We start from the raw sequence: 21438 nt of genomic DNA, 5'->3' as shown, positions 1-21438 counted from the left end.
TCCCCGGAGGCTACGTGCCCGCCAAGAGCGTGCTCGATCAACCGCGTGGTTTCCTGATCCCCATCGGCGGCGCCGAGGACAAGATCGGCGATACCAAGATCCTCAAACGCTTCGTGCGCCTGTGCGGGCGACGGCCTTCCATTGCGATCATTCCGACCGCTTCGCGTCGCGACGACGCCGGTCGTGTCTACCAGGACCTGTTCTCCGGCTTCGAGGCCAGCGACACGCGCGTGCTGCAGTTCGCACGTCGCGAGGACTGCGAGGATGAAGACGCGCTCAAGGTGCTGAGCCAATGCGACGGCGTGTTCATCACCGGCGGCAACCAGTTGCGCCTGTCGACCTTGCTCGGCGGCACACCGGTGGCGCGCATGCTGCGCCGGCGCAATGCCACGGGCATGCCGATCGCCGGCACTTCTGCGGGCGCCGCGATCATGCCGGCGCACATGATTGCCGGCGGCGAGGAAGGCGCCACGCCGCGCGCCGGGATGGTCTCGCTGGCGCCGGGTCTCGGACTGTCGAACAAGATCATGATCGACCAGCATTTCCGCCAGCGCGACCGCATCGGGCGCTTGCTGACGGCGCTGGCGCTGAACCCCTTCGCGCTGGCACTGGGCATCGACGAAGACACCGCCGCCTTCATCGGACCCGACAATGTCATCGAGGTGGTCGGCAGCAGCACGGTGCTGGTGCTGGACCCGTCCGAGGTGCGCCACTCGACGATGGCCGAAGCCAGCCACGGCGAGGCGGTCAGCATCACCAATGTGCGCCTGCACATCCTGATCCCGGGCATGCGCTACGACATCGACGCGCGCAAGGTACTTGAATGAGTGCCAGTTGCCTGGAGGGCACGAGGGCACGAGGCCACGAGGGCACGCAAGAGCCAGTTCGGTGCGAGGGAGCGCTTTCGCGTGCCCTCGTGCCCTCTTGCCCTCGTGCCCTCCGGATTCAACACCGCAATATCAATGGCCTCCGACATGTCCGGTGAGAGATTCAAGATCCGGCCGATCTCGGCGGCCGATGACGCCGCGATGGCGGCGATCATCCGCAGCGTGATGCCGGAGTTCGGCGCCGACGGTCCCGGCTTCGCGATCCACGATCCCGAGGTGGACGCGATGAGCGCCGCCTATGCCGCGCCGCGGCATCGCTACTTCGTGGTCGAGCGCGACGGGCATGTCGAGGGCGGTGGCGGCATCGCGCCGCTGGCCGGCGGCGACGGCAGCGTCTGCGAGCTGCGCAAGATGTACTTCCTGCCTTCGCTGCGCGGCATCGGCGCCGGTGCTGCGCTGATGCGCGCGTGCCTGGCGTTCGCGCGGGAGGCCGGCTTCCGCCAGTGCTACCTGGAAACACTCACGGGCATGGACCAGGCGCAGGCGCTGTACGAGCGCAGCGGATTCCGGCGGATCTCGCAGTCGCTGGGGCAGACCGGGCACTTCGGCTGCAACCGTTTCTACCTGCTCGATCTCTGAACCGGCGGGAAGTGCACGCGTGCTTCCAGCCCGCCGCCCAGCGCATCCAGCAATTCCACCCGGGCACCGTGCAGTTCCGCCACGCGGCTGACGATCGACAGGCCCAGGCCGCTGCCTGGCGTGGTCCCGGGCGCCTCGCGGTGGAAGCGCTCGAACACCCGCGCCCGTTGCTCCGCCGGAATCCCCGGGCCGGCATCGCGCACCAGCAGCAAGGCCTGTCCGGCGCCGGCCGCCATCCGCACGCTGACCAGCGAGCGCTGGGGCCCGTGGCGGATCGCGTTCTCGATCAGGTTGCGCGCCAGCACCGCAAGCAGCACGCGGTCCCCGGCGACCGGAACTTCGGCGTCGCCCACGCACTCGATCTCGACTTCCCGCGCCAGCGCCTCCGGCGCAAGGTCCGCCACCACCTGGCGGACCACCACGGCGAGATCCAGCGGCCGCGCCTCCAGTTGCAAGCCGCTGCGCTCCAGCCGCGCCAGTTCGAGCAACTGCGTCACCAGCCGCTCGCAGCGGTCGATCCCGCGCTCCAGGCCGCGCGCAGAGGCTGCACGTTCGCAGGGTTCCTGTGCTGCGGCAAGGTTCTGCGCGTGCAGTTTCAGGGCCGAAATCGGCGTGCGCAACTCGTGCGCGGCATCGGCGGTGAAGCGCTTCTCGCGTTCCAGCGCGGCGCCGACGCGCCGAAACAGGCGGTTGAGCGCCTGCACCAGACCGGAAAGCTCGCGCGGCACGCCCGCGGCGTCGAGGGGATCGAGGCGATCGGCCGGGCGCCGCTCGACTTCATCGGCCACCCGCTTGATCGCACGTGTGGCCCAGCCGACGGCGACCAGGATCAGTCCGGCCATCAGCGGCAGCGCCAGCAGCGGCGGCAAGGCGGTGCCGACCGCGATCTCGCGCGCAAGCTCGCTGCGGATGTCGTCGCGCTCGGCAACCAGGTACCAGTGACCGTCGTTGGTGCGCAACACGAAGGTGCGCCAGTCGTCGCCTTCGATCAGGTGTCGCCCGAAACCGCGCTTCAGCGGCGCCAGCGCGCTGGTCGGCGCATTCTCCGAGCGCAGCAGCAAGCGCTCGCGCTCGGTGTAGACCTGGAAAGCGAGCTTGGTCTCGTAGGCATGCCCTTCGCTGGTCGCCAGCGCTTCGTCCTCGCCTTCGATGTCCAGCTCCAGCACGCGCACCACCACCGCCTTCGGCTCGGCCTCGTGGCGGTCGAGGTCGTGTCCGACCATCGCCCTCAGCACGCGCGCCGACTGCGCCAGTTTGGCGTCGAACAACTCATTCGCCTCAACCAGGCTGGCGCGGTAACTGATGACGGCGCTGATCGCCGCCGCGGCTGCGATGGTCGACAGCAAGGACCCCAGCAGCACGCGCTTGAGCGAGCTCATGGCGCGGCTTCGACGAGGTAGCCGACGCCACGAATGGTGCGGATCAGCTCGGGATACAGCTTCTTGCGCAAATGATGGATGTGCACCTCCAGTGCGTTGCTCTCCAGCGACTCGTCCCAGCCGTACACGCGCTGCAGCACGGCATCGCGCGTGAGCACACGCCCGGCATTCTCGACCAGCGTGCGCAACAATGCAAACTCGCGGCGCGGCAGGTCCACCAGCTTGCCCTTGTAAGTGCACAGGTGCGCCGCTGGATCGAGCCGGATGTCGCCATGCGCGATCACATTGCTGGTCTGGCCCTGCGCGCGCCGGTGCAGCGCGCGGATGCGCGCCAGCAACTCGTGCAGGTCGAAGGGCTTGACCAGGTAGTCGTCGGCGCCGAGGTCCAGCCCGCGCACGCGGTCGGCCACCTGGTCGCGCGCGGTCAGCACCAGCACCGGCACGCGATTGCCGGCGCCACGCACCGCGGAGAGCACGGCATAACCATCCGCGCGCGGCAGGCCGAGGTCGAGCAGGACCAGGTCGAAGCTCTCGCTTTTCAGCGCGATGATCGCGGCAGCACCGTCCTGCAGCCAGTCGACAGTATCGCCTTGTCGCTTGAGCGCGGTGACCAGGCCCTCGCCGAGTAGGGTGTCGTCTTCTACGATCAGGATGCGCATGGTGTTTGGTCCTGCATGGTGTCTCCAACGGCGCGCCCGATGACCTGCCACAGGCGGTGACCGGAGTCGCGGTATTTGCGTTCGAAGGGCGATACCGGCGCGGCACCCGGTGCGATTTGGTCCAGCGCAGTCTGCCATCCGCAGGCGCGCAGTGCCTGGGCGAACTCGGCCGCGTAGACCCACCAGTTGCTGCGCAGCTCGATCTCCCCGCCGAGCTGCAACAGCACCGGGAACACCGGATGGCCGTGCCAGCGCAGGCGCAGCTGCGCCGCCTTGGGCCAGGGGTTGGGATACCACAGCAGATGGCGCCGCGGGCGCAATCCATCGGCCGCGAGCAGCCGCCAGATGTCCTCCAGCGGGGCGCGCAGCAAGGCGGCGTTGGGTGCCAGCGCGGCGAAATCCGTTCCCGCCAGGCCGCCACGCACCAGGCGCTCGCGCGACTGGTCGATGCCGACGACCGTCGCATCGGGCCGCGCGGCCGCCAACTGCAGAGTGCTGGCGCCGGTTCCGCAGCCGCTGTCGAGGATCAGCGGCGCGCCGCCGCGCTGCGCCAGCCATTCCTGTAGCCGCGCGTACGCCGCCAGCGAATGCGCCGCGCAGGGCCGCCGGTAGCCCGCCTGTAGGTGGCGTGCCAGGACTTCCGCCAGGCGCGGGTGCGGCTCGCTCTGGGCGCTCTCGACGGTGCGTGAATTGGCGTACAGGCGCTGGGTCCCGGCTTCCGGCTGGTTCTGGTTATGATGCCGACCCGCGATCGAGTTTGCTCTGCATGTCCGGTGCCACCCGCTACACCGCCCTGCCCTCGCCGATGCCGCTGCATCGCGGTGGCACGCTCACCGCCGGGGTGATCGCCTACGAAACCTGGGGCACGTTGTCGCCCGCGCGCGACAACGCGATCCTGATCGTGACCGGGATGTCGCCGAGCGCGCATGCCGCCTCCTGCGCCGAAGACCCCACGCCCGGCTGGTGGGAACCGATGATCGGGCGCGATCGCAGTTTCGACACCGAGCGCTGGTTCATCATCTGCGTGAACTCGCTCGGCAGTTGCAAGGGCTCAACCGGGCCGGCCTCGCCGCATCCGGAGGACGGACTGCCCTACCGCCTGCGTTTCCCGTCGATCAGCATCGAGGATGTCGCCGACGGCGCCGCGGCGGTGGTGCGCGACCTCGGCATCGAGCGCCTGCTGGCGGTGGTCGGCCCGAGCATGGGCGGCATGACCGCGCAAGCGATGGCGCTGCGCCACCCGCAGCTGGTGCCGAACCTGATCGTGATGAGCTGCGCCGCACGCTCCTCTTCCTTCGCCATCGCGCTGCGCTCGCTGCAGCGGCAGATCGTGCGCGCCGATCCCGGCTTCAACGGCGGCAACTACACCCATGCGATGGACGTCGCCACCGGCATGGGGCTGGCGCGCAAGCTCGGTGTGGCCACCTACCGGTCGCCCCAGGAATGGCGCGAACGCTTCGGCCGCGAGCGGTTGAATGAGCGCAATGCCGAAGATCCCTTCGCCAGCGAGTTCCAGATCGAGTCCTACCTCGATTCCCACGCGCGCCGCTGGGCCGGCGGCTTCGACCCGCTGAGCTACCTGTACCTGTCGCGCGCGATGGACTGGTTCGACCTGTCCGATTACGGCGGCACGGTCGAGGCCGCCTGCCGCCAGATGGCGGTGGAACACGCGCTCGTCATCGGGGTGGCCACCGACTTCCTGTTCCCGGTCGAGCAGCAGGAAGAGATCGCCGAGTGCCTGCGCGCCGCCGGCGCCGATGTCGACTACCAGGCCCTGCCCTCGATCCAGGGCCACGACGCCTTCCTGGTCGACATCCCGCGCTTCGCGCCGGTGGTGTCGCGCTTCCTGGACCGGCTGTAGGCGCGGGTGCGGACGCGCACCGGACAGTCTGGTGAAGGCGGACGCTTTTTTGGTCCGCAAAGGACGCAAAGGACGCAAAGAAGGCAAAAGCTCTTCGGATCCGCTGGCGTTCCCAAGGTCCTGCACACCCCTGAGAGCTTGGCTCTTCTTAGCGTCCTTTGCGTCCTTTGCGGACAAAAACCAGCTTGTTCAGTTACTTGAAGCGCTCCCCCGCATCAGCCGACCGCGGCCGATTCGCGCCTGCCGCGCACCAGCCGCCACAGGTCCTTGACTAGGAAGATCGCCCCGCCGAGCGCAAACAGCCCCGGAACGCCGGTGAAGAAGGTCACCAGGATCACCCCAAGTGCGGCGTTGGCGGTCTCTTGTGCCGCGGGGGTGTTGCAAATGACCGCGCCGGTGTCGATCCGCGGACAATCGCCGCCCAGCAGCATCTGGACCGTCACGAAAGCCCACACGACCACCGCCAGGCTGGCGTAGCACAGCACCCTCAGGAGGATGAAGAAGGCCTTCTTGAACACGCTCAGGCCTCCGATACCGCTTCGAAATCGATCTCGTCCAGCCGCGTCGGCTCGCCGAACAGATGGCCCTGGACATAGTCCACCTTGGCCGCGCGCAGCCAGGTCAGCGCCTTTTGCGAGTCCACCCGCTCGGCGATCACCTTGAGCTTCAGCGAATGCGCCATCTGGGTCAGCGAGAGTGCCATCGCGCGGTCCACCTCGCTGCCGGTCCGCTCGGCGACGAACTCGCCACTGACCTTGACCAGGTCCACCGGCAGCCATTTGAGGTGCGCGGGCGAGTTGTTGCCTTCACCGAAGTCATCCAGCGCGAAGCGGCAGCCGAGCTTTTTCAACTGGGTGATGAAGCGCCGGGCGGTGTGCATCTGGTAGATCTCGCCGGTCTCGGCGATCTCGAAAATGAAACGGTCCGGACGCACCCGGTGGCTGGCGAAGGTGTTTTCGATGTGGCCGAGCGCCTCGTCGTCCTGCAGCGTCTGGTTCGACAGGTTGATGGCGAAGGACACCGGCAGCTCGTCCGGCACGCGGGTAGCGATGCGCACAGTGCGCGCGACCACCCACAGATCGATCTTCGGCATCAGGTTGGCACGCTCGGCCAGCGGCATGAACACGCTCGGGCTGACCGACTGGCCGTCGCGGTTGATCATGCGGATCAGGATCTCGTACACCTGTTCCGGCTGCTCGCCGCGGATGCGCCAACCTCGCGCGGTTTCGGCCAGGCCGGAGATCGGCAGGATCGGGTGCGCCAGCAGCAACAGCCGGTCCTCGCCCATCGCCTCGCGGATGCGTTGTGCCCAGCCGGCCTCCAGCTCGCGCGCGACCCTTGAATCGCTTTCGACCACGAAGATCTGGGTCTGGTTCTGGCCACGCCGCTTGGCTTGGGCGCAGGCCTGGCGCGCATTCTCCAGCACATACTCGGCGGAGGGCGAATCGCGGCTGACGATCGCCACGCCCACCGAGACGGTCACCTCCAGCGCGCGCCCGGCGTGGTCCAGGTAGGTCACCGCGCGCAGCATCTCGCGCAGGCTGTCGGCCATGGTGTAGAGGTGCTCCAGTTGCACGTTCTCCAGCCGCAGCGCGAACTGGTCGTGCTCCAGCCGCGCCAGCCCGTCGTGGTCGCGCAGCCGCGCCTGCAGGCGCTGGCCGATGTCGACCAGCAACTGTTGCCCCGCCAGCTCGCCGGCGTTCTCCAACACCTGGGTGTAGCGGTCGATGTCGACGAACAGCACCGCGCCGTAGCCACCGTTCTGGCGGCGCGATTCGACCGAGGCTCCGAGTTGCGCCAGGAAATGGCGGCGGTTGGACAAGCCGGTGAGCTTGTCGTGATCCAGCTCCCAGCGCACGCGCTCGACCGTCTTGCGATCCGAGATGTCGCGGAACACCACCACCGAGCCCTCGGTCTCGCCGCCGACCAGCATCGGCACCATCGAGCACTCGACCGGCAGGAAGCGCCCGTCGCCGGTGGCGAACACGGTTTCCATGCGACCGGCCACGTCGTCGCGTTCGAACTTCAGGCGCAGCTGACCGCCGTCCTTGCCCACCAGTTCGGAATCGTCGGCCAGGCCCAGCAGACGGATGGCGGTCGGGTTGGCGAAGCTCACCACGCCGGTCTCGTCGAGGCCGTAAACGCCATCGCCCACCGAGCGCAGGATGCCGTCGAGGCGACGGCGCTCGGTCTCGATCCGGCGACGGTCCTGCACCGCACGCGCCAGCGCCTTGATCCGCGCCAGGGTCAGCGAGATCACCTCGTTCTTGAACAGGCACTCGACCGCACCCGCATCCAGCACCTTCTGGATCACGTCCTCGCTGTAGGTGGCCGTGATCAGCGCAACCAGCGCGCCCTCGGTGGCGGGATCCGCCTTGAGCTTGCGCACCAGCTGGTCGCCGGTGCCGTCCGGCAGGTAATAGTCGACCACGACCAGGTCGTAGCGCCCGGCGCGCGCCCGCGCGAAGCCGTCGGCGATGCTCTCGGCCAGGTCTACATTCAGCCCCTGCTGCGTCAGCAACTGGTGATAGGTGCGGCGCACGCTGACCGAGTCGTCGACCAGCAACAAGCGCATCGGACTCTGCGGTGTCACCCGCTCGGGCGGCGTGCTGAACAGCAAGTTCGGCGACAGCTCGCTGATCGCCCCCGGCACCTGCCAGAACTGGCTCCACAACAGGCGCATCGACGAGCCCCGCCGGGCCAGCCAGGCATCCAGTCGCGGCAGCGGCGCGTGGCTCAGGATCAGCAGCGGCAGGATCTGGCCCGGCAGCTCGCGGCACGATCTTCAGCAGCGTCTGGCACTCCGCCGGCTCGCGCTCCGGCACGCCGATCACCAGCAGCGCCGGCAAACGCGAGGCCACCACGCGCTCGCGCATCTCTTCGACCGCGTCGCCAAAGCGCTCGAAGTGCCTGGCGATGCCGACACCGGCCGTCTCCAGCGTGCGCGCGAGCAAATCGCACAGGGTGGCCGATCGTTCGACGACCAGGATTTCGGGCATGAGCGGGTCTAGTTCGCGCGGCGGATCGGTGACGCAATGTTGCTACAGGATGAATGGGATGAACAGGGCGGGCTTCGGGACCTGATGGTGATGTCGGCATTCGATGGCTCGCGGCTTCGTTGAGCAGTTTGTGGGTTGTGGGTTGTGGGTTCTGGGTTGTGGGCGGCAAGAGCCCGCGAGTCCGAAGCCGGCTCTTGATCCCGCTGCCCACAACCCAGAACCCAGAACCCACAACCCTCCTTCAAGAGCGCTTGCTCCGCGGCCACGCGCTAGCCTCCGCGCATTCCCGCCGCCGGAGCCCGCCCATGCAAAGCTTCCTCCCGCCCGACCGCCTGCTGCTCGGTCCTGGTCCGTCGAATGTGCCGCCGCGGATCCTCGGCGCGCTGGCGCGGCCGACCATCGGGCACCTGGATCCCGAGTTCGTGCGCATGATGGATGAGCTGAAGGGGCTACTGCGGCGCGCCTTCATCACCGACAACGCGCTGACGGTGCCGATCTCCGCGCCCGGATCGGCCGGCATGGAGGCCTGCTTCGTCAACCTGATCGAACCCGGCGATACCGTCGTCGTGTGCCAGAACGGTGTCTTCGGCGGGCGCATGAAGGAGAACGTGCTGCGCGTGGGTGCCACGCCAGTGATGGTGATGGACGATTTCGGCACGGCCATCGACCTCGGCAAGGTCGAGGCGGCGCTGAAGGCGAACCCGGGCGCCAAGGCGCTGGCCTTTGTGCACGCCGAGACGTCCACCGGCGTCGAATCCGATGCGCAAGCGCTGTGCAAGCTGGCGCACGATCACGGCGCGCTGGCTATCGTCGATGCGGTCACCAGCCTCGGCGGCATCCCGCTGCATGTGGATGCCTGGGGCGCGGACGCGATCTACTCCGGCTCGCAGAAGTGCCTGTCGGCGCCGCCGTGGCTGTCGCCGCTGTCCTTCGGCGAGCGCGCGGTGGCAGCGCTGAAGGCGCGCAAGACGCCGGTGCAGAGCTGGTTCCTGGACCTGTCGCTGGTGATGGCTTACTGGCAGGGCGAAGGCGCGCGCAGCTACCACCACACCGCGCCGATCAACATGCTCTACGCGCTGCACGAATCGCTGCTGATGCTGCACGAGGAAGGCCTGGAGGCCGCCTGGGCGCGCCACCGCGCGAACCATCTCAGGCTGCGCGACGGCCTGGCTGCCATCGGCCTGGAGCTGCTGGTCGACGAGCGCCACCGCCTGCCACAGCTCAACGCCGTGCGCATCCCCGATGGCGTGGAAGACCTGCCAGTGCGGCGCCGGCTGCTGAACGAGTTCGGCATCGAGATCGGCGCGGGCCTGGGCGCGCTGGCCGGCAAGATCTGGCGCATCGGCCTGATGGGCGCGAGCAGCAGCCCGGACAGCGTGGGGCGCGTGCTCGAGGCGCTCGCCGCGGTGCTTGGGCGCAAGCCGTGAGTACGTTGCATATGCGCCGGGGCGCGCCCTCGCGTAGCCTTGCCGCTTCTTCTTCACCCAACCCTGCACTTCTCCGATGGATCTGATCGACGACCTGATCTGGCGCGGCCTGCTGGCCGACTGCACTGACCTCGACGGCCTGCGCAAGCGCATCGCCGAGGGCCCCATCGCGCTTTATTGCGGCTTCGATCCCACCGGCGATTCGCTGCATGTCGGCCACCTGATGGGCCAGCTGACGCTGCGCCGCTTCCAGCTGGCCGGGCACCGCCCGATCCCGCTGGCCGGCGGCGCCACCGGCATGATCGGCGACCCTTCCGGCAAGTCGGCCGAGCGCAACCTGCTGACCCGCGAGCAACTGGCGCACAACGTCAGCTGCATCAAGGCGCAGCTCAAGCGCCTGCTCGATTTCGACCGTGCCGGCAACGCTGCCGTGCTGGTCGACAACGCCGATTGGACCGCGCCGCTGTCCTTCCTCGACTTCCTGCGCGACGTGGGCAAGCACTTCCCGCTGTCGGCGATGCTGGCGAAGGACTCGGTCAAGCTGCGCATGGGCAGCGATGCCGGCATCAGCTACACCGAATTCAGCTACCAGTTGCTGCAGGCCTACGACTTCTACCATCTGCGCAACGCGCTCGGCTGCGAATTGCAGATCGGCGGCTCCGACCAGTGGGGCAACATCACCGCCGGCTGCGACTTCGTCCGGCGCAAGCTCGGCGTGCCGGTGTGGGGCTGGACCTTCCCGCTGATCACCAAGGCCGACGGCAGCAAGTTCGGCAAGACCGAATCGGGCGCGGTGTGGCTGGATCCGGAGCGCACCAGCCCGTACCGCTTCTACCAGTTCTTCGTGAACACCGAGGACGCCAAGGTCAGCGAGTACCTGCGCAAGTTCACCTTCCTCAGCCGGGCCGACATCGAAGCGCTGGAAGCGGCCCACGCGGCCAACCCGGGCGCGCGCGAGGCGCACCGCGCGCTGGCGCGCGAGGTGACCACGCTGGTGCACGGCGCAGATGCCACCCAGGCGGCGATCGCCGCCAGCCAGATCCTGTTCGGCGGCGCGATCGAGGGCACCCCGGAAACGGTGTTCCGCGACCTCATCGCGGAAATCCCCAACGCCGCGCTGGACACCGCCGCGCTGGATGGCGAAGGCGCAGCGCTGATCGATCTGCTGGTGGCCGCGGGCTTGAGCCCGTCCAAGGGCCAGGCACGGCGGGACCTCGAAGCCGGCGGCGTCTACGTCAACAACCAGCGCAGCAGCGGCATCGAGCAGCGCGTCGGCCGTGCGGACCTGCTGTTCGGCCGCTACCTGCTGCTGCGCCGGGGCAAGAAGAGCTACGCCGCGCTCAGCCTGCCGGCCTGAGGCGGTTCAGGCGCCGCCGCTGAAGGCGCGCACCTGTACGGCATCGAAGGGCCAGTCCAGCCACTGGCCGTCGGCGCGCTCCAGCACCGGGATGCGCAGCCCGTAGTCGGCGCCGAGCTGCGCATCCTCATCGATGTCCACCAGGTTCAGCCCCTGCGCCAGCCCGGCCGCCTGCAGCAGTTCCAGCGCCTGTTCGCACAAATGACAGCCGTCGCGGTGATAAAAGCGGAGCGCCATGCGCACGTGTCCCGAATGCTTGAGGCAGCAAGCATAATCGCGGCCCCGATCGTCGCGCCCCGGATCTCCCGCCATGGCTGTCAGCGTTTTCGACCTGTTCAAGATCGGCATCGGCCCGTCGTCCTCGCATACCGTGGGTCCGATGCGCGCGGCCTGCCGTTTCGCCCACCGGCTGGAGGAACGTGGCGTACTGGAACGCACGGTGCGCCTGCGCGGCGAGCTGTTCGGCTCGCTGGCGCACACCGGGCGCGGGCATGGCACCGACAAGGCCGTGTTCATGGGCTTCGAAGGCGCCGAGCCCGACCGCTGCGACCCGGACCAGATCCCGGCCACCCTGGAGCGCATCCGCCAGAGCAAACGCCTGCGCGTCTCCGGCAAGCACGAGATCGTTTTCGACGAGAAGACCGACCTGGTGTTCAACAAGCGCCAGAAGCTGCCCTACCACTCCAACGGCATGCGCTTCACTGCCTTCGACGAACGCGACGAGGTGCTGTTCACGCGCGACTACTACTCGGTCGGCGGCGGCTTCGTGGTCAATCACGACGAGGCGGCGGCCGACCGCATCGTGCCCGACGCCACCCCCCTGCCCCACCCGTTCACCACCGGCGACGAGCTGCTCAAGGAGTGCGCCGAGGCCGGCCTCAGCATTGCCGGCGTGATGCGCGCCAACGAGCGCGCCTGGCGCAGCGAGGCCGAGATCCGCGCCGGCCTGATGCATATCTGGCAGGCGATGCAGGACTGCGTCACCCGTGGCCTGCGCGAGGACGGCGTGCTGCCCGGCGGGCTCAAGGTGGCGCGGCGCGCGCCGGCGATGTACCGCGAGCTGCTGGCCAAGCCGGAAGCGGCCCTGCGCGATCCGCTGACCATCCTTGACTGGGTCAACCTGTATGCTCTGGCGGTCAACGAAGAGAACGCCGCGGGCGGGCGCGTGGTCACCGCGCCGACCAATGGCGCGGCCGGCATCGTGCCGGCGGTGCTGCACTATTACGCACGCTTCTGCCCCGGCGCGAATGACGACGGCGTGCTCGACTTCCTGCTCACCGCCGCGGCCATCGGCATCCTCTACAAGAAGAACGCGTCGATCTCCGGCGCCGAGGTCGGCTGCCAGGGCGAGGTCGGCGTGGCCTGCTCGATGGCCGCCGGCGGGCTCGCCGCAGCGCTCGGCGGCAACATCTACCAGGTCGAGAACGCCGCCGAGATCGGCATGGAACACAACCTGGGCCTGACCTGCGATCCGATCGGCGGCCTGGTGCAGATCCCGTGCATCGAGCGCAACGCGATGGGCGCGGTCAAGGCGATCAACGCCAGCCGCATGGCCCTGCGCAGCGACGGCAAGCACCATGTCTCGCTCGACAAGGTGATCAAGACCATGCGCGACACCGGCCGCGACATGCAGGACAAGTACAAGGAAACCAGCCGCGGCGGCCTCGCGGTCAATGTGATCGAGTGCTGATGCGCATCCTGTTGCGATGGATCGGCGCCGGGTTGCGCGGGCTCGGCCAGGCGTGGGCGATCCTTGGCCTGACGCTGCTCTTGCTGCTGCTGGTGGACCACTTGCTGCGCCTGGCCCTGCCCGACCCGCTGGCGGCGGCGCCCTTCGAATCGGGCGCGGTCGCACCAGCGCGCGAGCGCGCGGCGGCGGTGGCCGGCGATGACTGGATCGGACGCTACTGGGCTGAGCACGCGCAGGCGCGCGACACGGCATGGCGCAGCTACGTCTACTGGCGCCGCCAGCCCTACCGCGGCGAGATCATCAAGATCGACGCACACGGTTTCCGCGTCACGCCGCGCCCGGCCGAGCCGATCCAGCGCGAGATCTGGCTGTTCGGCGGCTCGGTGGTCTGGGGCACCGGCAACCGCGACAGTGGCACCCTCGCCGCGCAGTTGCAGCAGGTCTACGCCGAGCGCGCGCCGGAACTTCGGGTGCGCGTGCTGAACTTCGGCGAGTCCGGCTATGTCTCGCGCCAGAGCCTCGCCGCGTTCCAGTCGGCGCTGGCCTGCAGCCAGCCGGCGGCGGACCTCGCGGTTTTCCTCGATGGCGCCAACGATGTCTTCGCCACGCTGCAATCGCGCCAGGCCGGATGGCCGCAGAACGAGGACAACCGGCGCCGCGAGTTCAACAGTTCCCGCCGCTTCGGGGCGCAACTGCGCGCCTGGGCGATGCAACTGGAAGGGATCGGCCGGCTGCTCGCCAGCGCACCCGAAGCGCTCGACGGTGCGGCCATCTTGCGCCTCGCGGCGGACACCGCAGCAGCCTGGGCGGCGAATGTGCGCCAGGCGCAGGCGATCGGCGCCGCCTTTGATGTTCCGGTGATGCCGCTTTGGCAGCCGACCGCCTTCGACCGCAGCCCGCCGCGCGGCGACGAGGCCGGCATCGTTGGCGCATCGCCCGCAGACCACGTGCGCCTGCAGCGCGCCAGCAGCGCCGCGGTGCGGTCGCTGCTGCCGCTGCTTCCGGCAGCGCACGATCTCGCTGGCGCCTTCGATGCCGCCGCGGCGCCGATGTACTTCGACTTCGTGCACCTCTCCGAGACCGGCCAGCGGCTGCTCGCCGAGCGCATTTACGAACTCAGCGTGGACTCGCTGCGCGCCCGCCCGGCGCGCCCGCGCGCACTGGAAGCCTGCAGCGATCGTCCGCTAGGCTAACGCGATGCCTGTCCTCGCTACCCCCGACATTGCTGCGTCTTCCAGCTTCGCCCGGCTCGTCGTTGCGGCGGCGCTTGTCGCGGCCTGCGGCGCCGCCGATGCCAAGCGGATCTACTCCTACACCGATGAGCAGGGCGTGGTCCATTTCAGCGACCGCCCGCCCACCGACGCCAAGGCGCCCGTCACCGAGCAACTGGTGGAAGTCGACCCGAAGAAGATGGTCTACCTGCGCGAAGATGGGCCGCAGGAGGACCGCAAGTACTCGCTGTGGAACGGGTACGCCGGGCCGATCGAAGTCTTGATGAACTTCGACCAGCAGGCCAACATCGTCAGCGAACCGCCGCTGCCCGGCACGGTGGTCATACCGGGAATGCAGCACTCGCTGGTCCTGCGGGTGCAGCCGCTGGACGAGCGCCAGTCATGGAGCTACCGCTGGAACTATCGCTACATTCCGGGCGACCCACGGGCCAGCCCGGATCCCGACGCGGTTTACCGCCTGCCCTTCGACGAACGCCTCGCGGTGCGCATCGACCAGGCCTTCGGCGGCAAGTACAGCCACAGCGACGAGCACAGTTTCCACGCGGTGGATCTGTCGATGGACCTCGGCACACCGGTACTCGCGGCCCGCTCGGGAGTCGTGATGTCGGTCGAGGCGGATTTCCACGGCGCCGGCACCGACATCTCGAAGTACGGCGATCGCGCCAACCACATCCGCATCGTGCACCCGGACGGAACCATGGCGGTCTACGCCCACCTCGAACTCGAGAGCGTGATGGTCGCCGTGGGTGACCGGGTCCAGGCTGGCGAAACCATGGCCCGCAGCGGCAACACCGGTTTTTCCACTGGCCCGCACCTGCACTTCGTCATCCAGCGCAACAGCGGTGGGCGGCTGGTGTCGGTGCCTTTCCAGTTCACCATCGACGGAAAACGCGTGACCCCGGCGGCCGGGATGGTGGTCGGCGGTTAGGGCGGGTGTTGGTGTTGGTTGATGGTGTTGGTAGCGGCGGCGCGCCACGCCCAACCAGCACCAACAACCCATACCAACACTGCTCTACCGGCCGCGCTCCGCCGCATGCGCCGCCAGGCGCATCCAGGTCTCGACCACGGTGTCGGGGTTCAGCGACACGCTCTCGATGCCCTGATCCAGCAGCCACTCGGCGAGATCCGGGTGATCGGACGGACCCTGGCCGCAGATGCCGATGTACTTGCCGCGCTTGCGGCAGGCGCTGATCGCCATCGCCAGCAAGGCCTTGATTGCGTCGTTGCGCTCGTCGAACAGGCCGGCGACGATGGCCGAGTCGCGATCCAGGCCCAGGGTCAGCTGCGTCAGGTCGTTGGAGCCGATCGAGAAGCCGTCGAAGTGATCGAGGAACTGCTCGGCCAGCAGCGCATTCGACGGCACCTCACACATCATGATGACCTTGAGGCCATTCTCGCCGCGCTTCAGGCCGAAGTCCGCCAGCGTGTGGATCACACGTTCGGCCTCGTCCACCGTGCGCACGAAAGGAATCATCGCCCACGCATTGCTCAGGCCCATCGTCTCGCGCACCTTCTTCAGCGCGCGGCATTCGAGCTCGAAGCAGGCGCGGAAACTGCTGTCGACATAACGCGAGGCGCCGCGGAACCCGATCATCGGATTCTCCTCCTCCGGCTCGTAGCGCTTGCCGCCGAGCAGATTGGCGTACTCGTTGGACTTGAAGTCCGACAGGCGCACGATCACCGGGTTCGGCGCGAACGCCGCCGTGATGGTTGCAATGCCCTCGGCGAGACGGTCGACATAGAAGTCCACCGGACTGGCATAGCCGGCGATCTTCTCGTCGATCTTCGCGCGGGTCTGCGCGTCCTGGCTGGCGTATTCCAGCAGCGCGCGCGGATGGATCCCGATATGCGCCGCGATGATCATTTCCAGCCGCGCCAGGCCCACGCCGGCATTCGGCAGCATCGCGAAATCGAAAGCGCGCTCCGGGTTGGCGACATTCATCATGACTTTCAGCGGCGCGGGCGGCATCGCGCCGAGGCGCGCCTCGTGGCGCTCGTAGCGCAGCGCACCCTCGTAGATATAGCCGGTGTCGCCTTCGGCGCAGGACACGGTGACCACATGGCTGTCGCCGATGGTCTTGGTCGCGTCGCTGCAGCCGACCACCGCCGGGATGCCGAGTTCGCGCGCGATGATCGCCGCGTGGCAGGTGCGCCCGCCGCGGTTGGTCACGATCGCGCTGGCGCGCTTCATGATCGGCTCCCAGTCCGGGTCGGTCATGTCGGTGACCAGCACGTCGCCCGCGTGCACCCGCTCCATCTCGTCGATGGACTTGACCACCCTGGCCGGGCCGCTGCCGATCTTCTGCCCGATGGCGCGGCCTTCGGCGAGCACCGTGCCGCGCTGCATCAGCTTGAATTTCTCCTGCACCTGCGCGTGGCCGCGGCTCTTCACCGTCTCCGGGCGCGCCTGCACGATGTAGAGCTTGCCGGTGAGTCCGTCCTTGGCCCATTCGACGTCCATCGGGCGGCCGTAGTGCTGCTCGATGGTCACCGCCTGGCGCGCCAGCTCGTGCAGGTCGTGGTCGCTGAGGCAGAAGTGCGCGCGCTCCTCCGCGCCGGTCTCGACGATACGCACGCGCTCGCCCGGGGTGTCGCTGTAGATCATCTTCTGCTGCTTGGACCCCAGGCCACGGCGCAGCACCGCATAGTGGTTGGAGGCCAGCGAGGGCTTGTAGACGTAGTACTCGTCCGGGTTCACCGCGCCCTGCACCACCATCTCACCCAGGCCATAGCTGGCGGTGATGAAGACCACATCCGGGAAGCCAGACTCGGTGTCCAGCGTGAACAGCACGCCGGAGGAACCCACATCGGACCGCACCATCTGCTGGATGCCGGCCGACAGGTAGACATCCTCGTGCTTGAATCCATGGTGCACGCGATAGGCGATCGCGCGGTCGTTGTACAGCGAGGCGAACACCTGCTTGATCCGCGCCAGGACTTCGTCGGCGCCGCTGACGTTGAGGTAGGTTTCCTGCTGCCCGGCGAAGGACGCGTCCGGCAAATCCTCTGCGGTGGCCGAGGAACGCACCGCCACGGCCGCATCCGGCGTGCCGATCCGCGCACACATCTCGGCGTAGGCGCCGCGCACTGCCTGCTCAAGCGCTGCCGGAAATACCCCATCCGCCACCCAACCGCGGATCTCCTTGCCCACCCGCGCCAGCTCCGCCACATCCTCGATATCGAGCGTCTGCAGGCGCTCGAAGATGCGCTCGCTCAGCCGGTTGACCTCGATGAACTCGCGGAAGGCATCCGCGGTGGTGGCGAAACCGCCCGGCACACTGACGCCGAGGTGCGACAGCTGGCCGATCATTTCGCCCAGCGAGGCATTCTTGCCGCCGACCTGGTGCAAATCTGCCATGCCGAGCTGGTCCAGCCAGAGAATGTGCGCGTTCACGGGATCTCCTGGAGTCGGGATCCCCGGATGATGCGGGGCGACGGTAGAGTGATCTAGTGGAAGCGGTGAGTGGTCAGTGCGGCTGCGCCGACTGGAACAGTGAGTGGTCCGCGCGGCTGCGCCGACCGGACCAGTGAGTGGTCCGCGCGGCTGCGCCGCGCTCAGTAGTGAGTGGTGAGTGGCAAAGGCCACCATCCGGCGAGCTCTTGCCACTCACTATTTACCACTCACTACTCACGCATTCAGTACAGCTGCCGGTGCATGCCGAGGGACTGCATCACCTTGCTGGCGATTTCCTCGATGCTCATGTGGGTGGAGTGCATCACCGGGATGTTTTCGCGCTTGAACAGGCGCTCGGCTTCCTCGACTTCCCAGCGGCATTGCTCGATGGACGCATAGCGGCTGCCGGCCCGGCGCTGCTCGCGGATCTGGGCCAGGCGGCGGGGATCGATGGTCAGGCCATAGATGCGCGCGCGATGTGGCCGCAGCTTGGGCGGCAGTTCGCCGTTCTCCAGGTCTTCGGGCAGCAACGGGTAGTTGGCAGCTCGCACCCCATAGTGCAGAGCCATGTAGAGGCAGGTAGGGGTCTTGCCTGAGCGGCTGACGCCCATCAGGATCACTTCGGCGTCGCTGAAATTGGCCTGCACGCCATCGTCGTGGGTCAACGCATAGTTGGTGGCATTCATGCGCGCCTCGTACTCGGCGCTGTCGGCACCGCCATGCGCCTTGCCCACCTTGGGCGTGCGCGGCATGCCGAGTTCCTGCTCCAGCGGCGGGATGAACGGCGCGAACACATCCAGCATCAATGCGCCGCTCTCGGCGATCAGCGCCGACAGATGGCCGTCGACCACGGTGTTGATCACCACCGGGCGGAAGCCGGTGGCCTCGCCAACACTGCGGATCTCGGCGGCGGCATCGCGCGCGCGCTGCGGGTTGTCGACGAAAGGCAGGCGTCGCGTCTGGAACGGAATCCCGTCGAACTGCGTCAGCACGCTGTGGCCGATGGTCTCGGCGGTGATGCCGGTGCCGTCGGATACGTAGAAGATCGCGCGCGCCTTGTGGATCATGGGGCCCTCACCGAGCGTGATTCAAGTTTATGAAATAGAAAACATTTTTCCGCAAAGGACGCAAAGGACGCAAAGTAGAGCCAAATCCAGTGCCGGATATGCGGGTGCACGGGAATGCTGCGCAACCCAAGACGCTCTTGCCTTCTTTGCGTCCTTCGCGTCCTTTGCGGACGAAAAGCAGGCACCGACACGCGACACTTCGATGCGCGATCAAGCACACCGGCCAGGGGCGACCAGGACTCGCGCTGGTCCGACGCGGCCGATACTACGTCGGGCGCCGGTTGACGGCGTTGGCGCAAACGCGTTCTATTCGGCGGGCCGCAACCAAGGCTGCGCCTGCCGTGAACTACCGCCACGCCTACCACGCCGGGAACTTCGCCGATGTGCTCAAGCACGCCGTGCTGGTGGGCCTGATCGAGTCGCTGAAGCAGAAGGCCACGCCCTTCTGCGTGCTGGACACGCATGCCGGCAGCGCGCGCTATTCGCTGACCTCGGTGGAAGCCGAGAAGACTCGCGAATTCGCCAGCGGCATCCAGCCCTTGCTCAACCTGCCCAATCTGCCTGGCCTGCTGCACATCTACCTGAACCTCGTGCGCTCGTTCAACCCGAGTGGTGCACACGCCCTGCACGCATATCCGGGATCGCCGCTGATCGCCGCGTCGCTGATGCGCGATGGCGACCGCCTGCAGGCCTGCGAGCTGCATCCGGAGGAAGCGCGCGCGCTCAAGCACGAATTCCGCAGCGACGCCCGCGTGTCCTGCCATCAACGCGACGGCTATGAGGCACTGCGCGCGCTGCTGCCGCCCAAGGAAAACCGCGGCCTGGTGCTGATCGATCCGCCCTACGAGGCGCAACTGGCGGAGTTCGACCAGATCCAGGAAGGCCTGCTCGATGCGCATCGCCGCTGGCCCAACGGCATCTACGCGGTGTGGTATCCGATCAAGCTGCGCCAGGACATCGAGGCCTGGTACCGAAAGCTGGCCACCTTGCCATTCGCACGCATCCAGATCGCGGAGCTGTGCCTGCACGAGCCCAACAGCGCGCTGCGGCTCAACGGCTGCGGCATGGCGCTGGTCAATCCGCCCTACCGCTTCGATCACGCGCTGGGCGAGATACTGCCGGCGCTGGCAAAGGCGCTCGAACAGAGTCGCTTCGGCAGTCACGAATTGCGTTGGCTCAGACACGAATGATGGAGACTTCCCGATGCGCCTTGCCGGCTTCCTCCTGCTGTCCCTGCTCGGAGCATCGGCCATGGCCGCGGACCGCCTGATCGACCGTTCCTTCGCCACGCGTTCGGAGGTCCACGCGACCCAGGGCATGGCCGCCACCAGTCATCCGCTGGCCACCCAGATCGCACTCGACATCCTGAAAGCAGGCGGCAGCGCGGTGGACGCGGCGATCGCGGCGAACGCGGCGCTCGGCCTGATGGAGCCCACCGGCAACGGCATCGGTGGCGACCTGTTCGCCATCGTGTGGGATCCGAAGACACGCAAGCTGCACGGCTACAACGGCTCCGGGCGCTCGCCGAAGGGTCTGACGCTCGAGTGGTTCCAGCAGCAGGGATTGACCGAGGTGCCGTCGTGGGGGCCGTTGCCGGTCACCGTCCCGGGCGCCGTCGATGGCTGGTTCGCGCTGCATGGACGCTTCGGCAAGCTGCCGATGAAGACTGTGCTGGCGCCGACCATCCGCTATGCCCGCGAGGGTCATCCGGTGGCGCCGATCGTGGCCTGGTACTGGGGCCGCTCGGTGCCGCGGCTCTCGCAGTACGATGGCTTCAGCGAGCAGTTCACGATCGACGGCAAGGCGCCGGAAAACGGCCAGGTCTGGAAGAACCCGAATCTCGCCAACACGCTGCAGCGCATCGCCGACGGCGGCCGCGACGCCTTCTACGGCGGCGAGACTGCCGACATCATCGACGCTTACTTCCGCGCGCAGAAGGGATTCTTGCGCAAGGAAGACCTCGCCGCGCACCGCGGCGAATGGGTGGAGCCGGTCTCCACCAACTACCGCGGCGTGGATGTCTGGGAACTGCCGCCGAACGGCCAGGGCATCGCCGCGCTGCAGATCCTCAACATTCTCGAAGGCTATGACCTCGCGAAGTACGGCTTCGGCAGTCCGGAGCATTTGCATCTCTTCATCGAAGCGAAGAAGCTCGCCTTCGAAGACCGCGCGCGCTTCTATGCCGATCCGGACTACGCGAAGGCGCCGGTCGCCGAGCTGATCTCCAAGCCCTATGCCGCCAAGCGCCGCGAACTGATCGACCCGGACAAGGCTGCGCGCACCCTCGAAGCCGGCAATCCGGTGCTGCAGGAAGGCGACACGATCTACCTGACCACCGCCGACAAGGACGGCATGATGGTCTCGCTGATCCAGTCCAATTTCCGCGGCATGGGCTCGGGCATGGCGCCGCCGGGCCTGGGCTTCATTTTCCAGGACCGCGGCGAGCAGTTCGTGCTGAAAGCAGGCCATCCGAACAGCTTCGCGCCGGGCAAGCGTCCCTTCCACACCATCATCCCGGCCTTCATCACCCGGGACGGCAATCCCTGGATCAGCTTCGGCCTGATGGGCGGCGCGATGCAGCCGCAGGGCCACGCGCAGATCGTCATCAACCTGGTCGATTTCGGGATGAACCTGCAGGAAGCGGGGGACGCGCCGCGCATCCACCATGACGGCTCGACCGAACCGGCTGGGCAGAACCTGCCGATGAACGATGGCGGGGTGGTCAATCTGGAGACCGGCTTCCCGTACGAATCGATTCGCACGCTGATGCGCATGGGGCACCGGATCGAATACGCGGACGGCCCCTATGGCGGCTACCAGGCGATCCGCCGCGACCCGGTCAGCGGGGTCTATACCGGCGCGTCGGAATCACGCAAGGACGGTCAGGCCGCGGGGTACTGATCATCC

At 67.8% G+C, this 21438-nt stretch carries 19 protein-coding genes; 11 read left to right on the top strand and 8 right to left on the bottom strand.

All coding sequences use genetic code 11. The features are described from left to right. Positions 1-14: 14 nt before the first annotated feature. Both IPK27_07270 and IPK27_07265 read left to right on the top strand, forming a co-directional pair. Positions 15-827 (top strand): cyanophycinase, encoded by an 813-nt coding sequence (locus IPK27_07270; protein MBK8067421.1) that lies wholly within the window; start codon positions 15-17, stop codon positions 825-827. A gap of 147 nt (positions 828-974) precedes the next feature. After that, positions 975-1466, top strand: a complete 492-nt coding sequence (locus tag IPK27_07265; protein MBK8067420.1) for a GNAT family N-acetyltransferase — start codon at positions 975-977, stop codon at positions 1464-1466. Here the strand turns inward: IPK27_07265 and IPK27_07260 are convergent. Genes IPK27_07260 through IPK27_07250 form a run of 3 tightly spaced genes read right to left on the bottom strand, consistent with a single transcriptional unit; the run spans position 1448 to position 4205 of the window. Next, positions 1448-2845, bottom strand: a complete 1398-nt coding sequence (locus IPK27_07260) for a sensor histidine kinase N-terminal domain-containing protein (protein ID MBK8067419.1) — start codon at positions 2843-2845, stop codon at positions 1448-1450. The two genes, IPK27_07265 and IPK27_07260, sit on opposite strands and share 19 nt — an antisense overlap. Further along, positions 2842-3504 (bottom strand): response regulator transcription factor, encoded by a 663-nt coding sequence (locus IPK27_07255; protein ID MBK8067418.1) that lies wholly within the window; start codon positions 3502-3504, stop codon positions 2842-2844. The genes IPK27_07260 and IPK27_07255 overlap by 4 nt, the downstream gene beginning before the upstream one ends. Continuing rightward, positions 3492-4205, bottom strand: a complete 714-nt coding sequence (locus IPK27_07250; GenBank protein MBK8067417.1) for a methyltransferase domain-containing protein — start codon at positions 4203-4205, stop codon at positions 3492-3494. Before IPK27_07250 ends, IPK27_07255 begins: the two co-directional genes overlap by 13 nt. 65 nt (positions 4206-4270) lie before the next feature. On the opposite strand from IPK27_07250, the gene IPK27_07245 reads away from it, so the two are divergent. Further along, positions 4271-5365 (top strand): homoserine O-acetyltransferase, encoded by a 1095-nt coding sequence (locus tag IPK27_07245; protein MBK8067416.1) that lies wholly within the window; start codon positions 4271-4273, stop codon positions 5363-5365. 215 nt (positions 5366-5580) lie between these two features. Here the strand turns inward: IPK27_07245 and IPK27_07240 are convergent, their stop codons facing one another. Together IPK27_07240 and IPK27_07235 are read right to left on the bottom strand one after the other, a co-directional pair. Next, positions 5581-5883, bottom strand: a complete 303-nt coding sequence (locus IPK27_07240; protein ID MBK8067415.1) for a hypothetical protein — start codon at positions 5881-5883, stop codon at positions 5581-5583. Between the two features lie 2 nt (positions 5884-5885). After that, complete coding sequence (locus IPK27_07235) at positions 5886-7940, bottom strand: EAL domain-containing protein (protein ID MBK8067414.1); 2055 nt, start codon at positions 7938-7940, stop codon at positions 5886-5888. Between IPK27_07235 and IPK27_07230 the strand changes: the two genes are divergently transcribed. The 3 genes from IPK27_07230 (at position 7897) to IPK27_07220 (ending at position 11148) form a co-directional block, all read left to right on the top strand. After that, positions 7897-8376, top strand: coding sequence for a hypothetical protein (locus tag IPK27_07230; GenBank protein ID MBK8067413.1), 480 nt, complete (start codon positions 7897-7899; stop codon positions 8374-8376). The genes IPK27_07235 and IPK27_07230 overlap by 44 nt on opposite strands. A gap of 293 nt (positions 8377-8669) precedes the next feature. Next, positions 8670-9791, top strand: a complete 1122-nt coding sequence (locus tag IPK27_07225) for an alanine--glyoxylate aminotransferase family protein (GenBank protein ID MBK8067412.1) — start codon at positions 8670-8672, stop codon at positions 9789-9791. 76 nt (positions 9792-9867) lie between these two features. Next, positions 9868-11148, top strand: coding sequence for a tyrosine--tRNA ligase (locus tag IPK27_07220; protein ID MBK8067411.1), 1281 nt, complete (start codon positions 9868-9870; stop codon positions 11146-11148). Positions 11149-11154: 6 nt separating this feature from the next. On the opposite strand, the gene IPK27_07215 is transcribed toward IPK27_07220, so the two are convergent. Beyond that, on the bottom strand, positions 11155-11385 hold the full coding sequence (locus IPK27_07215; GenBank protein ID MBK8067410.1) for a glutaredoxin family protein: 231 nt from the start codon (positions 11383-11385) through the stop codon (positions 11155-11157). A gap of 73 nt (positions 11386-11458) precedes the next feature. Here IPK27_07215 and IPK27_07210 point away from each other — a divergent pair, with 73 nt between their 5' ends. The 3 genes from IPK27_07210 to IPK27_07200 are packed head-to-tail and all read left to right on the top strand — an operon-like array spanning position 11459 to position 14998. Then, positions 11459-12838 carry an L-serine ammonia-lyase gene (locus IPK27_07210; protein ID MBK8067409.1) on the top strand — a complete coding sequence of 460 codons (1380 nt, stop codon included), beginning with the start codon at positions 11459-11461 and terminating at the stop codon, positions 12836-12838. Further along, positions 12838-14031: an SGNH/GDSL hydrolase family protein gene (locus IPK27_07205; GenBank protein MBK8067408.1), complete on the top strand. Its 1194-nt coding sequence runs from the start codon at positions 12838-12840 to the stop codon at positions 14029-14031. The genes IPK27_07210 and IPK27_07205 overlap by 1 nt, the downstream gene beginning before the upstream one ends. Positions 14032-14035: 4 nt before the next feature. Continuing rightward, complete coding sequence (locus tag IPK27_07200) at positions 14036-14998, top strand: M23 family metallopeptidase (protein ID MBK8067407.1); 963 nt, start codon at positions 14036-14038, stop codon at positions 14996-14998. 84 nt (positions 14999-15082) lie between these two features. On the opposite strand, the gene ppsA is transcribed toward IPK27_07200, so the two are convergent. Together ppsA and IPK27_07190 are read right to left on the bottom strand one after the other, a co-directional pair. Further along, entirely contained in the window at positions 15083-17464 is a 2382-nt protein-coding gene (ppsA, locus tag IPK27_07195) for a phosphoenolpyruvate synthase (protein MBK8067406.1), read from the bottom strand. Between the two features lie 242 nt (positions 17465-17706). Beyond that, positions 17707-18531, bottom strand: coding sequence for a kinase/pyrophosphorylase (locus IPK27_07190; protein MBK8067405.1), 825 nt, complete (start codon positions 18529-18531; stop codon positions 17707-17709). A gap of 341 nt (positions 18532-18872) precedes the next feature. Here IPK27_07190 and IPK27_07185 point away from each other — a divergent pair, with 341 nt between their 5' ends. Next, positions 18873-19721: a 23S rRNA (adenine(2030)-N(6))-methyltransferase RlmJ gene (locus tag IPK27_07185; GenBank protein MBK8067404.1), complete on the top strand. Its 849-nt coding sequence runs from the start codon at positions 18873-18875 to the stop codon at positions 19719-19721. 13 nt (positions 19722-19734) lie between these two features. Next, positions 19735-21432 (top strand): gamma-glutamyltransferase, encoded by a 1698-nt coding sequence (gene ggt / locus IPK27_07180; GenBank protein MBK8067403.1) that lies wholly within the window; start codon positions 19735-19737, stop codon positions 21430-21432. Positions 21433-21438 lie beyond the last annotated feature (6 nt).

The sequence above is a fragment of the Rhodanobacteraceae bacterium genome, from assembly GCA_016713135.1.
GTDB lineage: Bacteria > Pseudomonadota > Gammaproteobacteria > Xanthomonadales > SZUA-5 > JADKFD01.
Note: the sequence above shows the minus strand (reverse complement) of the source record. Positions and strands in the feature narration are given on the sequence as shown.

Bases quoted from the DNA above. Each gene is read 5' to 3' on its own strand.
- IPK27_07190 (MBK8067405.1), bottom strand. From the start codon at position 18,531: ATGATCCACAAGGCGCGCGCGATCTTCTACGTATCCGACGGCACCGGC.
- IPK27_07225 (MBK8067412.1), top strand. From the start codon at position 8,670: ATGCAAAGCTTCCTCCCGCCCGACCGCCTGCTGCTCGGTCCTGGTCCG.
- IPK27_07235 (MBK8067414.1), bottom strand. From the start codon at position 7,940: ATGCGCTTGTTGCTGGTCGACGACTCGGTCAGCGTGCGCCGCACCTAT.
- IPK27_07265 (MBK8067420.1), top strand. From the start codon at position 975: ATGTCCGGTGAGAGATTCAAGATCCGGCCGATCTCGGCGGCCGATGAC.
- IPK27_07210 (MBK8067409.1), top strand. From the start codon at position 11,459: ATGGCTGTCAGCGTTTTCGACCTGTTCAAGATCGGCATCGGCCCGTCG.
- IPK27_07245 (MBK8067416.1), top strand. From the start codon at position 4,271: ATGTCCGGTGCCACCCGCTACACCGCCCTGCCCTCGCCGATGCCGCTG.
- IPK27_07255 (MBK8067418.1), bottom strand. From the start codon at position 3,504: ATGCGCATCCTGATCGTAGAAGACGACACCCTACTCGGCGAGGGCCTG.
- IPK27_07215 (MBK8067410.1), bottom strand. From the start codon at position 11,385: ATGGCGCTCCGCTTTTATCACCGCGACGGCTGTCATTTGTGCGAACAG.
- IPK27_07205 (MBK8067408.1), top strand. From the start codon at position 12,838: ATGCGCATCCTGTTGCGATGGATCGGCGCCGGGTTGCGCGGGCTCGGC.
- IPK27_07220 (MBK8067411.1), top strand. From the start codon at position 9,868: ATGGATCTGATCGACGACCTGATCTGGCGCGGCCTGCTGGCCGACTGC.
- IPK27_07260 (MBK8067419.1), bottom strand. From the start codon at position 2,845: ATGAGCTCGCTCAAGCGCGTGCTGCTGGGGTCCTTGCTGTCGACCATC.
- ggt (MBK8067403.1), top strand. From the start codon at position 19,735: ATGCGCCTTGCCGGCTTCCTCCTGCTGTCCCTGCTCGGAGCATCGGCC.
- IPK27_07200 (MBK8067407.1), top strand. From the start codon at position 14,036: ATGCCTGTCCTCGCTACCCCCGACATTGCTGCGTCTTCCAGCTTCGCC.